This is a genomic window from Pseudarthrobacter sp. O4 (assembly GCF_050157025.1).
Taxonomy (GTDB): Bacteria; Actinomycetota; Actinomycetes; order Actinomycetales; family Micrococcaceae; genus Arthrobacter.
In genome coordinates, this window is sequence record NZ_CP189591.1 from 1,098,037 (window position 1) to 1,112,745 (window position 14,709).

13 protein-coding genes are annotated in these 14,709 nt (G+C 67.8%); 3 read left to right on the plus strand and 10 right to left on the minus strand.

Features of this window, described 5'->3' with window-relative positions:
* Window positions 1–57: 57 nt before the first annotated feature.
* From ACQCSU_RS04970 to ACQCSU_RS04980, 3 genes are all read right to left on the minus strand, one after another.
* Window positions 58–1,158 carry an NADH:flavin oxidoreductase/NADH oxidase gene (locus tag ACQCSU_RS04970; protein ID WP_426978581.1) on the minus strand — a complete coding sequence of 367 codons (1,101 nt, stop codon included), beginning with the start codon at window positions 1,156–1,158 and terminating at the stop codon, window positions 58–60.
* Window positions 1,158–2,204, minus strand: a complete 1,047-nt coding sequence (locus ACQCSU_RS04975; RefSeq protein WP_426978582.1) for a co-chaperone YbbN — start codon at window positions 2,202–2,204, stop codon at window positions 1,158–1,160. Before ACQCSU_RS04975 ends, ACQCSU_RS04970 begins: the two co-directional genes overlap by 1 nt.
* A 156-nt stretch (window positions 2,205–2,360) precedes the next feature.
* Window positions 2,361–4,205 (minus strand): hypothetical protein, encoded by a 1,845-nt coding sequence (locus ACQCSU_RS04980; protein ID WP_426978583.1) that lies wholly within the window; start codon window positions 4,203–4,205, stop codon window positions 2,361–2,363.
* 339 nt (window positions 4,206–4,544) lie between these two features.
* Here ACQCSU_RS04980 and ACQCSU_RS04985 point away from each other — a divergent pair, with 339 nt between their 5' ends.
* Complete coding sequence (locus tag ACQCSU_RS04985) at window positions 4,545–5,738, plus strand: AI-2E family transporter (protein WP_426978584.1); 1,194 nt, start codon at window positions 4,545–4,547, stop codon at window positions 5,736–5,738.
* Window positions 5,739–5,750: 12 nt separating this feature from the next.
* Here the strand turns inward: ACQCSU_RS04985 and ACQCSU_RS04990 are convergent, their stop codons facing one another.
* Both ACQCSU_RS04990 and ACQCSU_RS04995 read right to left on the minus strand, forming a co-directional pair.
* Entirely contained in the window at window positions 5,751–6,566 is an 816-nt protein-coding gene (locus ACQCSU_RS04990; protein WP_426978585.1) for an alpha/beta hydrolase, read from the minus strand.
* A gap of 23 nt (window positions 6,567–6,589) precedes the next feature.
* On the minus strand, window positions 6,590–6,958 hold the full coding sequence (locus ACQCSU_RS04995) for an ATP/GTP-binding protein (RefSeq protein WP_426978586.1): 369 nt from the start codon (window positions 6,956–6,958) through the stop codon (window positions 6,590–6,592).
* 60 nt (window positions 6,959–7,018) lie between these two features.
* Here ACQCSU_RS04995 and nucS point away from each other — a divergent pair, with 60 nt between their 5' ends.
* On the plus strand, window positions 7,019–7,714 hold the full coding sequence (gene nucS / locus ACQCSU_RS05000; protein ID WP_426978587.1) for an endonuclease NucS: 696 nt from the start codon (window positions 7,019–7,021) through the stop codon (window positions 7,712–7,714).
* Window positions 7,715–7,897: 183 nt separating this feature from the next.
* Here nucS and ACQCSU_RS05005 read toward each other — a convergent pair whose 3' ends face one another.
* A complete protein-coding gene (locus ACQCSU_RS05005) occupies window positions 7,898–8,947 on the minus strand; it encodes a Fic family protein (protein WP_426978588.1) in 1,050 nt (349 codons plus the stop codon).
* 745 nt (window positions 8,948–9,692) lie between these two features.
* Between ACQCSU_RS05005 and ACQCSU_RS05010 the strand changes: the two genes are divergently transcribed.
* On the plus strand, window positions 9,693–9,896 hold the full coding sequence (locus ACQCSU_RS05010; protein ID WP_024365900.1) for a cold-shock protein: 204 nt from the start codon (window positions 9,693–9,695) through the stop codon (window positions 9,894–9,896).
* A 195-nt stretch (window positions 9,897–10,091) separates the two neighbouring features.
* On the opposite strand, the gene ACQCSU_RS05015 is transcribed toward ACQCSU_RS05010, so the two are convergent.
* Genes ACQCSU_RS05015 through ACQCSU_RS05030 form a run of 4 tightly spaced genes read right to left on the minus strand, consistent with a single transcriptional unit; the run spans window position 10,092 to window position 14,709 of the window.
* Entirely contained in the window at window positions 10,092–12,635 is a 2,544-nt protein-coding gene (locus ACQCSU_RS05015; RefSeq protein ID WP_426978589.1) for a bifunctional lysylphosphatidylglycerol flippase/synthetase MprF, read from the minus strand.
* Window positions 12,632–13,978, minus strand: a complete 1,347-nt coding sequence (locus ACQCSU_RS05020; protein ID WP_426978590.1) for an alpha/beta hydrolase — start codon at window positions 13,976–13,978, stop codon at window positions 12,632–12,634. Before ACQCSU_RS05020 ends, ACQCSU_RS05015 begins: the two co-directional genes overlap by 4 nt.
* Window positions 13,979–13,983: 5 nt before the next feature.
* Window positions 13,984–14,415 carry a DUF2550 domain-containing protein gene (locus ACQCSU_RS05025; protein WP_426978591.1) on the minus strand — a complete coding sequence of 144 codons (432 nt, stop codon included), beginning with the start codon at window positions 14,413–14,415 and terminating at the stop codon, window positions 13,984–13,986.
* A 9-nt stretch (window positions 14,416–14,424) separates the two neighbouring features.
* A complete protein-coding gene (locus ACQCSU_RS05030) occupies window positions 14,425–14,709 on the minus strand; it encodes a F0F1 ATP synthase subunit epsilon (RefSeq protein WP_069952229.1) in 285 nt (94 codons plus the stop codon).

Consider the following 14,709-nt stretch of genomic DNA (forward strand, 5'->3'; position numbering starts at 1 on the left):
CCGGGGCGTGCTCCCCTGCGGACGCAGACTCCGGAACCGGTCTCCCGGTCCCGGCCCTTAGAACGAGTGGCGCGGCCTGGCCCGCTCGTACTGCGGGGGCCAGGCCAGCTCGTGGCCCAGCTCAAACGCCGCCCGCAGCCACCAGTGCGGGTCCCGGAGCGCTGCCCGGGCGATGAAGACGCCGTCCGCCTGGCCGGTGGCCACGGCGTGCTCGGCCTGGCCGGCCGAGGTCAGCAGGCCGACGGTGCCGGTCCGGACACCGGTTTCGCGCCGGATCCGGGCGGCGAAGCCGGTCTGGTAGCCCGGGCCCACCGGAATCTGCTGGTGCGCCACGGCGCCGCCGCTGGAGACGTCAACGAGGTCCACGCCGTGTTCCGAGGCGGCCCTGGCCATCCGGACCGAGGCCTCGGCGTCGATCCCGCCCTCGGCCCAGTCGGAAGCGGAGATCCGCAGCAGCAGCGGCATGGAATCGGGAATGACCTTGCGCACGGCATCCACAACGGCGAGGGTGAGCCGGTTCCGGCGTTCCTCGTCGCCGCCCCAGGCGTCGGTCCTGTCGTTGACGAGCGGGCTCTGGAACTGGTGCAGCAGGTAGCCGTGCGCGCCGTGGATTTCGATGGTGTCGAAGCCCGCGTCGACGGCCCGGACGGCACTGGCGGCGAAATCGGCGATCACGCCGTCGATCTCCTCCGCCGTCATGGCCGAGGGCGCCGCATAGCCGTCAAAGGCACCGGTGCTGGGGGCCACGGTGTCCCAGCCGCCCTCGGCGGCGGGGACTGAGCCCTGCTTCCCGGAAAACGGCCAGTAGGAGGACGACTTCCGGCCGGCGTGCGCCAGCTGCGTGCCGATCTTGGTGTCCCCGGTTCCGTGGCGGTGCACGAAGGAAGTGATCCGCTCCCAGCCTGCAGCCTGCTCGTCGTTGTAGAGGCCGGCGTCCCGGGGACTGATCCGGCCTGCGGCGTTCACCGCTGCCGCTTCGGTGAGGATGAGGGCCGCGCCGCCGGTCGCGAAGGAGCCCAGATGCATGAGGTGCCAGTCGTTGGGGACGCCTTCCCCGGTCTCCGGCCCGCAGCTGTACTGGCACATCGGCGAGACCCAGCCGCGGTGCTGCAGCCGCAGGGAGCGCAGTTCCAGCGGCGTGAACAGGGCCGACGCCATCAGAAGAGCACGCGGGCAAGGTTCTGGCGGGCCTTTGCGACGCGGTCATCATGGATGCCCACGACGTCGAACAGCTCCAGCAGGCGGACCCGGGCGGTCTCGCGCTCGGGGCCGAAATTCCTGCCGATGAAGGAGACGATCCGGCCGAGGCCGTCCTCGACGTGGCCGCCGGCGACGTCCAGATCCGCCACGCCGAGCTGGGCGTCCAGGTTGTCCGGCTCGTCGGCGGCCAGGGCGCGCAGGGCGTCGGTGTCCGCGGCGGAGAGCGGCTGGAGGCGGCCCATCAGCTCCACCTGAGCCAGTCCGGCCTTGGCCTCTGCGTCCGCCGGCATCTCCAGCAGGGCCTGCCGGTAGGCAGCGGCCGCCGTTGCGTAGTCCCGGGCTTCGATGGCGTCGAACGCCTCCTGGTGCAGGGGCGGCAGGGGCGGAGCCTCGGCCTCGTCCGCCCCCGGGCCGCCGGCACCGATCCGCCCGGACACACCGTTGGCGGCGGCAACCTTGAGCAGTTCATCGAGCAGGCTGCGGATCTGCTGTTCCTCTGCGCCGCCCTGGAACAGGGGAACCGGCTGGCCCTTGACCACCGCGACGGCGGTCGGGACGGCCTGGACCTGGAAGGCCTGGGCGAGCTGCGGGAAGGCCTCAATGTCGGCGGCGCCCAGCACGAGCTGGCCGTCGTAGCTGTCCACGATCTGGGCCAGGTCGTCCACGAGCTGGCCGGAGCCCGGTGAATAGGGGGCCCATAGCGCGATCACCACGGGGACCTGGGCGGAGAGCTCCACGAGTTCCTGGAAGTTGGCCTCGGTGACGTCCACCCGCAGGGGGCGCACTGAGTTTTCCGTTCCGTCGGCCCCCGTGCCGTCGGCCCCCGTCGCGCCGGCTCCCGGGGCCGGGGAACCCGTCCCGCCTGGGGCGGCAGGACCGGCGGCGGGACCCCCGGCAGGGGGCGCTGGCGGCCGCTGCTTCAGCGAGGAGAGGTCGACGGCGCCCCGCAGGTTGAGCGGGTTGGCGGCAGCTGGCGGGACCGGGCGGGAAGCTGGCGAAGTCATAGCTCCACTCTAACCACTGCGGCCCCGCCCGTTAGCACCCCGACGCCCGTCACCACCCGAAAACGCAGCGGCACGGCGGCAGCGGCCCGGCCGCTGACGCTGTTACGGCTACTGCTACTGCTACTGCTACTGCTACTACTGCTACTGGCGCAGGGGCTACTTGAAGCTTGCCCCGACCAGGCCACGGGTGGCGGCAATGAGCTTCATCGGATCCGTGGACCCAGCCGGCGGAACGTAGACCGCCATGGACTCGGCAAAGTTCAGCACCATGCCGGTGCTCGTTTCCTTGCCGCCCGCGAGGGCAGCCGCGTCATCGCCGATCGTCAGCTTGTCACCGGAAGCCTTGGGAGTGCCGTCGAACCCAAAGTTCAGCCTCCCCAGCACAAGAGCGCCGCCGTCGGCGGTGCGGAACACGACGGTGCTCTCCGGGACCACCTTGTGCGTGAAGGCGAAGGTGCCGTTGACACCGGAGTTGACCGCGTCCGTCTGGTAGGCGAGCGTGTCCGCGATGTACGGGGAGGACTCTCCCTCCACGAGCTTGTCCTTGAACGCGGAATCGGCGCTGGTCAGGCGGTCGCCCAGCCCGGCCAGCGCTTCCTCACCGCTGTACAGAAGCCCCGACTTGTCGGACGGTGCAAGCGTCTCGGTGCCGTCCCTCGCGATGGCCGGGAACGTGGTGCCCGGCTGCAGCGGCGTGGTGGCAACGAGTTTGTAGTTCTCCCGCGGTGAAGGCTGGGTGAGCGTGAGCAACTGCGGGACGACATTGCCTTCGCCTTGTGTCACCGCCAGGACCGAGCGCGGCCAGCTTCGCTTGCTGGTGACGACCGTGGTCAGGAGCTTGGTCGCCCGGACCGGCATCCTCGCCTCGTAGGAGCCGACCTGGGAACGGATCTTGTAGTTCGCCGTGCGGACTTCGAGCTCTGTCTGCGCCACTCGCGGCTCGAGTTTGGAGGCGTCCTTCGCTGCATCGCCGGCGTCGACCGCCCCGGCAGCCTGCTCGAGGATCCGGCGGAACTGCACATCGATCAGCACCGGAGCGTCCGGAGCCGTGTCGGCAGCGGCGGACGACGGCGGCGCGGGAGCGGCGCTGGTCGAGGTGCCCGGGGCCTGCGCGGGGGTCTGGCTGGCCTGCGCGGCCACGCCGGTGCCGGCGACGGCGGAAGCCGTCAGTACGGCCAGGACCGCGCCGGACCGGCGTAGGCGCCGCCGCGCGGTGCGCGGACCGGCAGCGCTGTTTTCGGCCGGATCCTTGGGTTCCACCGTCGGGATGGCGGATGTTGTACCGGCTGCTGTATCCCCGGCCGGGGCGGCTGGCGTGCGTCCGGCGGCCTTTGCCCCCGGACGGTGACGGAACCGGTTGCCGCGAGAACCGCCCTTGCCGTTTCCGGCACCGGGCTTGGGCTTCGGGACCAGCAGCGCGGCACCGGCGACGATCAGCAGGCCGCCGAGCACCATGAACGGTATGGCCCATGGAGTGGAGGTGTCATTCGGGAACGTCATGGTGATCGACGTCGGGGCCGGTTTGGTGCCGTCCGTCGCGAGCAGGAGGGACCAGTCGCCATCGGCCGGGGGCGTCCACGAGTAGTTCATGTCGCCGCTGGCGTTCTCGGTGGTGACCCACAGGTCGGAACCGGCGGGCGACGGCGCGGTTGCTTCGCCGTCGGTATGCGTCAACTGCAGCGCCTTGCCGTCGTCGGAGACCCCCGAAACGGTGTTGTGAGCGGTCGGGCCGACCCACGCATCGACGTCGTCCGGCCGGCCGGCGGCCAGCATGAAGCTGCCCTCCCCCTTGACCTTGATCTTGACCGTGCCGCCGTGGAGTGTGCGCAGCTTCTCGTCGAAAACGGTCAGCGGCGCCGCGGCGGCGTCGGCAGGGGCGGTAGCCGTGACGGTCTCGGCCGGAGCCCAGAATGTCTTCTGGCCGATTCCCGCCAGCAGTGTCAGGAGGCCCAGCAGCACTAATGCAACTGCAGTCTTGAAACGCAAAATATTACCTATCATCAGCGGACACTTAACTTCAATAGTAACCATTTTGTTACCCGGGAGTCAGATCGGCAGATTTGTCAAGCCCTCCGGCTGCGAGCCCGCAAGCAACAGACCCGCGCGCTAGCAAGCCTGCTGATAGTCTTTGCGGTGATCATCACATCCGGCCCGCGACCGCGGCTCCGCAGGGGACAAACAGAGATAAAGGGCTTCAACGCAGTGAGTGAACACACGGATTCGTCCCCCGCAGGACAAGAACAAAGCCAAGAATCCGAATCCGACCGACGCGAACACGAACGCGGACCCAGGGAACACGGACGCGGACCCCAACAGCAGGTTTCGAACCGCCGGGCCGCTGTGGCTGGAGTGCTCATCACGCTGGCGCGCCGCCTGCGCCAACCCCTCCCGGGGGCCCAGCCGCGGCTCCGTTTCGAAATGCCGCCGGAGCATGAAGCGGAAGCCCCGACGCCGGAGATGGAGAGCAGCGCCCGCTTCGGCGACCCCGGACCGCGCATGTCCTCCCAGCACCCCCTCTACGTCGGGTTCATGGGGACCGTCGGCGTCGGCGTTGCCCTGCTGGTGTACTGGATCGGATCCAACACCACCCAGTTGCTGCTGTGGATCGTGGCCGCGCTGTTCATCGCCCTCGGCCTGGACCCCGTGGTGCGCTGGCTGGAGGGCAGGAAGGTCCCCCGGGCCGCCGGCATCGTGGTGGCCGTCTCTGCCCTGACCCTGGCCGTGGGCGGCTTCTTCGCCACCCTCATCCCGACGATCGTCCAGCAGGTGACCCAGATCGTGCAGCAGGCGCCGCGCTGGATCCAGGACTTCATCGACTCGGACTTCTTCCGAAGCGTCGACAACCAATTCGGCGTGCGGGAACGCATCACCCAGGAACTCGAAAAGTTCGTCAATAACCCGGAGGCGATGGGCGGCATCTTCGGCGGCGTCGTCGGCTTCGGCTCCACCGTGGCAAACGGCCTGTTCGGGGCGCTGATCGTCCTGGTCCTGAGCCTCTACTTCCTGGCCGCCCTGCCTGCCATGAAAAAATGGGGCTACCGGCTGGCGCCACGGTCCCGGCGGGCCCGGGTCGAGGCCCTCTCGGAGGAAATCACCGGCTCGGTCGGCAACTACGTGATCGGCCAGGCCGTCGTCGCCCTGCTGAACGCCACCTTCGCGTTCATCGTGATGTCGATCGTCGGCGTCCCGTTTGCCGTGCTGCTCGCGTTTGTCGTGGCCTTGCTGGCCTTCATCCCGCTGGTCGGCGGCATGATTGCCGGTGTGCTCGTGACGCTGATCGCCCTGACCGCGGGCTGGCAGACGGCCGTCGTGTACGCGATCTGCTACTTCGCCTACCTGCAGTTCGAGGCCTACTTCATCTCGCCGCGCGTCATGCAGAAGGCCGTCGCGGTGCCGGGCGCCGTGGCCGTCATCTCGGTGATCGCCGGCGGCAGCATTCTCGGCGTCCTTGGTGCGCTGATCGCCATCCCTACTGCCGCGGCGATCATGCTGCTGGTGAAGGAGCTCTTCATTGTGCGCCAGGACAATCACTGACGGGAAGTTGCCTCAGGCGTGCGCCGTGGCCACCGGGCCGTCCCATTCCTGCGGCAGCGCAGTACCCGATCCGCCGGCCCCGCCGGATCCACCGGGAAGGACCTCGTCCACGATCTCGTTCAGGACGCGGCCCGCGTACTTCTCGCCCACCCACAGGTGCTTGGCGCCGTCGACGCCTACCACACGGGCCTGCGGCACCAGGCTGAAGCGCTCCGCCGCGGCGGCCGGCTGCAGGTAGTCGTCGTGTTCCGGAACCAGGACCTTCAGCGGCTTGCCTGAGCCGGCCCATTCCTTGAGGTCCGCATCGGTGGCGCGGTGCAGCGGGGGCGAAAGCAGGATGGCGCCCTCGATCTTGGAAGCCACCGGCCCGGACGCCCCGTACATCAGGGCGAGCTCCGTCCCGAACGACCAGCCCACCAGCCAGCGGTTCGGCAGCCCGCGGTCCACGGCGAACTGTACGGCGGCCTCGACGTCGAGGCGTTCGCCGATGCCCTCTTCAAATGCCCCTGAGCTGGTGCCGCGGGGCGAGGCCGTGCCCCGGGTGTTGAACCGGAGCACGGCGATTCCGGCCAGGGCGGGCAGGCGGTAGGAGGCCTTCCGGTAGACGTGGGAGTCCATGAACCCGCCGTGCGTCGGCAGGGGGTGCAGGGTGATCAGGGTCGCCTTAATCTCGCCGGATTCGGGCACCGCCAGCTCGCCGACCAGCCGGTGGCCGTCCCCGGTGCGGAGCTCCACGTTTTCCCGATGCGCCGGGAGCACGGTGGAGGCGCGGATCGCGGTGGGTTCGGAAGGCTGGCTGAAAACGTACGACGCCGGGTCAAAAGTCATGCTGTCCAGCTTAGCGAAACCGGTTAGCGATACCGGTAGCTGCGCGAGGTCCAGCAGTTCGAGTGCCAGTGCCGGCGCTCGGCCAGACCGGCGGCCGCACCGAAGATATGGTCTTCGGACCAGACCACAAGATGCGCCACCCCCGGCAAAACAGCGGTGAAGCAGCCCGGGCAGATATAGCTCTTCTCGGCCCGCGCCGCCGTGATGGCGCGGACCATCCATTCCCCGTCCGGCGCACTCTCCCGGCGGGCAAATCCCGAGCGTGCGCGCTCCAGGTCCAGCTCCGGCACCGGCCCGCCCTTGGCCCCGGGCCTCGCGGTTTTTCCGGCGGCCGTTCTTCCGGCGGCTGTTCTTCCGGAGACGGCTCGGCGGGGTCGGTTGGAACGGGGCATGCTTCCATTCTGCCCCAGCCCGGATGCCTCCCGCTCCCTCCAGACGGTAGTGTTGACCGGGTGCGTTTAGTCATAGCCCGATGCTCTGTCGATTATGTCGGCCGGCTCAAAGCCCATCTTCCGCTGGCCACCCGCCTCCTGCTGGTCAAGGCCGACGGCTCCGTCCTTGTCCACTCGGACGGCGGATCCTATAAACCGCTGAACTGGATGAGCCCGCCGGCGTCCCTGCGCGTCTCCACCCCGGACGAGGTGGACGTCGAGGTCGGTGTGATCGAGCAGTGGACCGTCCAGTCCGCCAAGACCGACGACCGGCTGATCATCAACATCCATGAGCAGCTGCATGAGACTTCCCACGAACTGGGCCAGGACCCGGGCCTGATCAAGGACGGGGTCGAGGCAGACCTGCAGCGTCTCTTGGCCGACCAGATCGAGCTTCTCGGCACCGGCTTCTCCCTGATCCGCCGCGAGTACTTCACCGCGATCGGACCCGTGGACATCCTGGCCCGGGACGCCGACGGTGCCACCGTGGCCATCGAGCTAAAACGCCGAGGCGACATCGACGGCGTCGAGCAGCTCACGCGGTACCTGGAACTGCTGAACCGCGACCCGCTGCTGGCCCCGGTGCGCGGGATCTTCGCCGCCCAGCAGATCAAGCCGCAGGCCAAGGTCCTCGCGAAGGACCGCGGCATCGACTGCATCACCCTCGACTACGACGCCATGCGCGGTGTCGACGACGTCGAGTCCCGGCTCTTCTGAGGCCACGCCGCCAGCCCGTTCCCAGTAACCCAGCGGCCTTGACGTGGTCCCCGGGCATGGCGGAGCCGCAATTCTTACCAACGTTTTGTCATGCCGTCAGAAGGAAAAAATCTTGCGCACCCAGCGCGGAAAACTCCCATGCGCGCCAAGACAGGCAGTCCCATATTTCGAGTAGAGCAGGCCTTAGGTGTGCGTCGCGGCGTCGGCTTTGACCTGTTGGTGGACGATGTAGGAGCGCGCGGCAGGACTAAGGAGGTCTGCGCTGGACTCGTTGATCCGCTCGACGAGGTTCTCCGTCTCATCCAGCACGTCGCCGGCCGCCCAGGCTTGGGCGCGGGGGCCCTTGCCGATGTTGCGGAGCACGCCGGCCTCCTCCAGCTTCGCGATGGCGTTGTACGCCGCCTGTGGGGTGCAGTCCGCGCGTTCAGCGGCGAGCCCGGCGGTGAGGAGCGGCTGGCCGAGCAACGAGTCGATCAGCTTCAGGGCTGCGGAGCCAGAGCGGGGATTTACGGCGTCCCTCCACTGCTGGGGTAGCCCGGCCAGGGTGGTGGCCGATTCGGAGGCAGCCCGGCAGGCAGAGAGCGCGCAGCGGGCGATGTAGTCCACGAACAGGTCTGCCTCCCCGTCCCTGTAAGCGCCGAGGAGCGCGAAGTAGGTGTCGCGGCTGGCCATGAAGGCCGATGCGATGGGTACGATTGCGGCGGTCGTGACCCGCCGGTAGCGGAGAACCGCGTTCAAAAGGGCCCGCCCTAGGCGACCGTTGCCGTCGCTATAGGGGTGGATCGTCTCGAACTGGGCGTGCGCTATCGCGGCCTGTGCGAGAGCGGGCAGGTCCTTCCTGTCGCAAAAGTCATGGAGATCGGCCATCAGGGTCACGACGCGGCCCGGCTCCGGAGGAACGAACAAGGCACCACGAGGGGTATGGTCTGAGCCGCCGATCCAGTTCTGCTGATCGCGCAACCCCCCTGCGAACTTCTGGTTCAGCGCGTCCGGCCGCATCAGGATGGCGTGAGCGTGGTTGAGGTTCGCGGGATCAGCCGGATTGGTCCTCTCCCCGACGGAAATCAGGTCCTCGATGGCCGCGGCCGCCGCGAGGGTCGATATGGCGGCGTCCGAGCTCCTGATGCCAAGCGTCGCGCGTGCCAGGGCCAGCGGCGTGGACTGCACAAGCTCGATCTTCGAGGAAGACTCGGCCTCGTTGCGCAGCAGGAACCCGGATAGAGGGGCGAGCACCTGGCCAGCCGTCGCATCAAGCCGGACGATCTCCGCGATCGCCTCCTCGGCCACCGTGGCCGTCTTGGCCGAAGAGCGCCATTCCAGATCGGAAAGGAACGCAGGGATACTAGCGTCATATCGGCGGAAGTTTCGGTCAGCTTTCGGCCCTTGGTCGGAGGGCTCCCATGGCAGCGTTTCGTACGTTAGTGCGGGCCAGGTATCCATAGGAGTGCCTCCTGAGTGAAGTCGGCCAAACTTGAAAGTCTGTGACACAGTTCAAGTGTAGCTGTCAAAACTTTACGAAAGTGCCGGTAATTCCAGTTGACGGCTGCGCGGATTCGATGGCTGCCACCGGTCTGCCCGACGGCCCGTTCAGGCCTGGCCCCGCCGCTGTCCCTGTCAAAGACGGAGTCGCTTTCGAAGGTAATGCGCCGGGCAATGGCTGGCGCCGCTTTCCTGGCACCGCTTTCCTGACACCGGCACCGTTCCGGGAATTCGTTCCCGCTCGGGTTCGTCCGTTCTTTGTACAAAATTTATGGAATTCTCTGCCGCGCCCGTTGACCTGACGCAACTGGCATGAAATTCTTATACGAGTCTTTGTGTAGGTGTTTTTTCATGCTCGCAAGACATGTTGCGAGCGTGAAGCTCCTGCCGCCGAAGCCCGGTTGTCCCGGTCCGAAAGCCAAGGTTCTTCTCGCAGAGTGACCAAGTCCGGCGCGAAGTGTGCCGGACTTAAACAAGATCCACAATGAGGAGAAATACAATGGCACAGGGAACCGTCAAGTGGTTCAACGCTGAAAAGGGCTTCGGCTTCATCACCCCGGATGACTCCGATGGCGATGTCTTCGTTCACTACTCCGAGATCCAGACCGGTGGCTTCAAGACCCTCGACGAGAACGCTCGCGTTCAGTTCGAAATCGGCCAGGGCGCCAAGGGCCCCCAGGCTACCGGCGTTACGCTCGTCTAGTCACGCACTTCTAGTCGCGCACGGGGAACTGCCTGAGGCAGGCTCCGAGCGGAAATGATCCCCGGCATTAGTGCCGGGGATCATTTTTTGGCCTCTTTGAACACCTCGTTGAACGCCTGTTGAACGAAGTCTCAATTCGCATTCCCGCCGGACAGCGCGGAATGACCCGGCCCGCAATGGGGCCCGGTCGCGCAATTAGCGCACGAGGGTCCGGAGCAGCCGCGCGCTCTGCCGCACCGACAGGCCGGGAAGGTAGGCCCGGCTCAGGGCCCGTCCGATGGCAGGCAACTGCAGCGGGTCCTGGTAATAGAGGTAAAGGGTACGGTAGTCGGGTTTAAACCTTGATTTGAACGTGGCGAGGGAACGGAATCCATAGACCGGTTCCAGCGCCAAGCCCACCACGTCCAGGATCCCCGCCAGGCCTTCGGGTTTGCTGGCGGCCGCCTCCTTGGCGAGCGGCGATCCGGACAGCGAAATTACCTCCACCGAGCTCCGCAGCTCCTGCACGGCGGAGGCGATCAGGAACTCCATCACGCCGGGGAACGCCTCGCCGCGCCTGCGCATGAAGTCCAGGGTCCAGCTCACGAGGTTTCCGTCCTCATACACCGGCAACCAGCTGGTGACGCCCTGCACCTGCCCGTCGGCATCCACCGCAAGGCAGCAAAGCACATCGTCGTCGTCGAGTTCGTCAATTCCCCCCAGGGTGAAGCCCATCTCGGGGACTGACTTCTGCGCAGCCCATTCTTCGGAGACCTCGCTCAGCTGGGCGCGCAGCGGCACCGGGAAGTCGCTGTAGCGGCCCCAGACCGCCTGAACGCCCGTCTTTGCGGCCCGGTTCAGGGCGGTCCGGACGTTTTGCCATTCCTTGCCCTTGAACTCGAGTTCGCGCACGGCCAGCCTGGTTTCCTGGGCCACGGCCACCCGGCGGAAGCCGCGCGACTCAAGGGTCGGCCACAGCCCGTCCGTGCAGGAGTAGAAGCACGGAATGAGGGCGTGCTCCGCGCAATAGCGCATGAACCCGGTTGCCGTGTCCTGGTGCAGCGCGGCCGGGCCGAACGGGCCGGCAAGGGTCAGCGCGACATTGCCGTGTTGCTGGTAGGCGACCCCGCTGCGCCGGTCCGGAGCGAACCAGTACTTGTTCGGTTCCCAGAGAGCCATCCAGGACAGCGCGTCGCCACCCTGCCGGATCAGGCCGCGGGCCACGTCCCGGTCCCCCGAGCCTGCATCGGTGCGGTGCAGCCGGCGCAGCAGGACCAGCCACACCGCGGCCAGGGCAACAACCCAGAACATGATGCCGGAGTATGCGAAGAGGAAGGCCTCGAGGGCGTTGCGGTTCTGGAAGATGCGGTTGTAGGCACCGGGGATCGGAAGCGGCAGGTACTGCCGGGCCAGCTCGGCGGCCAGTCCCTGCAGGCCGCCGTCGCGGTCCATGCCTCCCGCGGCGAGCCAGGCCGCGGTGTAGCCGGCCGCCAGCAGCAGCCAGGTGCCGCCCACCACCACGCCGAGGGTGCGACGGGCCCGGGGGGTGGTCTCGACGCGGAACTGCCGGCGGTTGGCCCAGAGCAGCACAACCAGCAGCAGCGGGACCGCTACGAGTGGCAGCACGTGGACAAACCCGGACCCCATCACGGCGGTATGGGGCCGGCTGTTCGGGTAGTGCGGAATCCGGGCAAACAGGGCGAGGTACACCGCCGCCATCGCCGTCACCGCGAGCTGGACGATCACGGCGATCCGGAGGGCGACCCGGCGGCCGTGCCGCATGCCGTCCGCGCAGATGAGCAAAAGCACCACGGGCACTACCGCCAGCGCGAGGCCCAGCGGGCCGGCGAAGCCCGCCCGGCCGACCTCGAGGCATCCGACGTCGATGGTGCCGCCGCAGTTCTGCTCCAGCTGGCTCAGCGTGGGCAGGGGGTTCAGGACAACATCCCGCAACAGGGCCAGGGGCCCGGTGGGGCTCCTCACCGCGGCGGTGAGGATGGGTCCGACGGCGAAGATCGCCACGGTGAGGGCCAGCAGGTTGCGGGTCTCGCGCCCGGTCGAGCGGTGGCGGTGGAGAGTGCCCTTGTCGCCCTGGATCCACCAGCCCGCCGCCATCCCTGCCAGCGCACCCGCGAGCCCGACGATTGTTTCCGGGTGACCCACGTACAGCACCAGCAGGAGCGAGGCCGAGACCACGGCGGTCCGCAGCCGGCGCTGCCAGAGCGTGGGCAGCAGACCGCTGGAGGCCAGTGAGACGGCGAGGACCGCGGCATAGGGGCCGATCAGCCCGGCGTCGACCATGAGGCCCAGCCAGCCGTCGCCGGCATAGCGGGCGAGCTGGGTCAACAGCAGGAACAGGGTCACGGCGGCAAACTGGCCGGCAAAGAAAAACGCGGCCGTGCGCCTCGAACCGAGCCGCCGTTCGGCGAGGCCCAGCAGCAGCAGGATCATGAGCGCGGCCGAGAGATAGGCCAGCAGGTTGGTCGCGAAGAACAGCGAGGTGAACAAGGACCACCAATGGCCCGCCTTCAGGCCCGGGGCGCTGACGGAGGCCACGTTAAGCAGCGGCTCCGGCGGCCCGGAGAGGAAACTGCCCGTGACCGCCCCGGTGACGAGGAAGACGCCGAGGACCGCGAGCGTGAACGGTACGGCCCGGAAGTGCGCCAGGACCCCGCGCAGCCACTGCCGCGAAACTCCCCCGAGCGACGCCCCGCCCTGCCCCGCCCCCAGTTGCCCTCCGGTGGCAGCTACCGGCCTCATGGCTGGATTCCCCAACGCGCCGCCAGGAAATCGAGGCCGCCGGGCAGCCCGCTGGAGGCCGTCTGCCACGAATGCCCCGCGTTGGCGATCCTGCGGGTTTCCACGGTGAAGCCGGCTGTCCGCGCCGCATCTGAGAGCACGTCCATATAGCCGATGAACTCGGAATCGCGGGCACCGGCCGCAAAGTAGATGGCGTCCCCCTCGAAGCGGCGCTCCGCCATCAGGCGCAACGGCGTCAGGCGGTCGAAGGCTTCGGCATCGCCGCCGAAAGAGGCGCCGATTGTCTTGTCGCGCTCCTTGGCAATGGCCGGTTCCTTTTCGCTCGAGAAGGCCAGCGCGGCGCTGTAGATCTCCGGATGGCGGGTCACCATCTGCATGGCGCAGGTGCCTCCGAAGGAGAATCCGCCGACGGCCCACTGCCGGTGGTCCTGATCGACGTCGAGCGTCTGGCTGATCCAGGCCGGGACATCCTGGGACAGAAAGGTGTCAGCCTGGGCGATCCTGCTGTCCATGCACATCGTGTTGCCCGAGGCGGAGCCGTTCGGATCGACCACCACCACCACCGGCGACACGCCCTGGTGCGCAGCCGCGAAGCGGTCCATCCGGCTGCGGAGCGCGCCCCCGGTAAGCCAGTCGCCCGGAGCCCCCGGTTGCCCGGAAAAAAGCACCAGCACGGGCAATGCCGGCCGCGGGGACGCCTGATAGGCCGGCGGAAGATAGATGTACGCCGCGCGGCTCTGGAAGCCAGAGTCCGTACCGGGGATCGAGGCCCGCCAGAACCCGCCGCCGTCAGGAAGGCCTGCCGGCGCTTGCCAGCGGGACAGGCTCACGCCGGAGGGTGCCGCGGGGGCGCGCTTCAGGCTGTCCTCCAGCGGCTGGATCCGGGCCACGGCCGTGCCGGTCAGATCGCTGACGGTGTGGTTCAGCCCGAAATAGTCGTTGATCTGAACTGCGGAAAGCGACACGACGCCCAGGACGGCAGCCGTCGCGGCGGCGGTTTTCCGCCAGGGCCGCGCGGCGCGCTCCGCTCCCCAGGTCCTCCGGAGATGAAGGAGCAATAACAGCGCGGCAGCGACGGCGGGAACTGACCAGGCGAGGACATCCAGCGGAAGTACGTCGGGAAAGACCGAGAAAACGTAGATCAGCAGCCAGTGCACGCCGGCCACGAGGGCGGCAGCGAGCAGGGCGGAGACGAGGGCGGCGGCGCCTGCCCCGAGCGCGCGTCGAGTCCAGGACGCCTCTGAACGCCACCAGAGCAGATAGAGCAGGCCGGCAGCGCCGGCGGCCCAGGCAGACCACAGCACCGGGCCGTCAACAAGCCTGAGGTCTTCAATGAAGTCCACCGGGGCTAGCGCCAGGTGCCGACGCCAATGACCGGTCCCGCCTCGAGCCAGGAGGACAGGCCGGTGTAGGCGTCGAACTTCATCGCGAGCAGGACGTCCTGGCCTTCATGACGGAGTTCAACGATCACCGCGTCCGGCTGGACCTTCACGAGTTCGGACTCCGTGGGCCTGCGCCGTCCCAGCAGTTCAAGCGAGCTGCGGCGGAAGGTGTGCTTGGGCCGCGTGCTGAGCGAGGCCAGCCGGAACCACTCCAGCTCGTTGTCCTGATAACGACAAACCCCCATCTGCCAACTGTTTCCAGCCGTGCAAATGGAGGCGTCCACCGTGCCGAGGGCACGCCGCAGATTGAAGCGGCGCACCCCCGAAAGGCACAGTGCAAGTACCAGCAACGCAAAGATCGTTGCCAGGACGATGAACGGAAAACCAGGAACGTTCATCAGGTCGTGCTAGCGGATCCCCGCAGTAGCCGCGTCACCCATTTGGGCGTTGTCGGCAACAATGACGACCCGGTTGTTATCGACCGAGAAGAACCCGCCGTCGACAACTACGGCAATGCGGTCACCGGACACCGGCTGGATTGCCAGTTCACCTTCGGCCAGAATCGCCAGCAGGGGCGAGTGGCCGGGCAGGATTCCGATTTCACCATCGCTGGTGCGGGCCTTGACCATCTTGGCCGCTCCGGACCACACGAAGTGGTCCGCTGCGACAATCTCAACCTCAAGCTCAGCCAT

Bases quoted from the DNA above. Each gene is read 5' to 3' on its own strand.
- ACQCSU_RS05030 (WP_069952229.1), bottom strand. From the start codon at position 14,709: ATGGCTGAGCTTGAGGTTGAGATTGTCGCAGCGGACCACTTCGTGTGG.
- ACQCSU_RS04990 (WP_426978585.1), bottom strand. From the start codon at position 6,566: ATGACTTTTGACCCGGCGTCGTACGTTTTCAGCCAGCCTTCCGAACCC.
- ACQCSU_RS05010 (WP_024365900.1), top strand. From the start codon at position 9,693: ATGGCACAGGGAACCGTCAAGTGGTTCAACGCTGAAAAGGGCTTCGGC.
- ACQCSU_RS04980 (WP_426978583.1), bottom strand. From the start codon at position 4,205: ATGATAGGTAATATTTTGCGTTTCAAGACTGCAGTTGCATTAGTGCTG.
- ACQCSU_RS04995 (WP_426978586.1), bottom strand. From the start codon at position 6,958: ATGCCCCGTTCCAACCGACCCCGCCGAGCCGTCTCCGGAAGAACAGCC.
- ACQCSU_RS04975 (WP_426978582.1), bottom strand. From the start codon at position 2,204: ATGACTTCGCCAGCTTCCCGCCCGGTCCCGCCAGCTGCCGCCAACCCG.
- ACQCSU_RS05015 (WP_426978589.1), bottom strand. From the start codon at position 12,635: ATGAGGCCGGTAGCTGCCACCGGAGGGCAACTGGGGGCGGGGCAGGGC.
- ACQCSU_RS05025 (WP_426978591.1), bottom strand. From the start codon at position 14,415: ATGAACGTTCCTGGTTTTCCGTTCATCGTCCTGGCAACGATCTTTGCG.
- ACQCSU_RS04970 (WP_426978581.1), bottom strand. From the start codon at position 1,158: ATGGCGTCGGCCCTGTTCACGCCGCTGGAACTGCGCTCCCTGCGGCTG.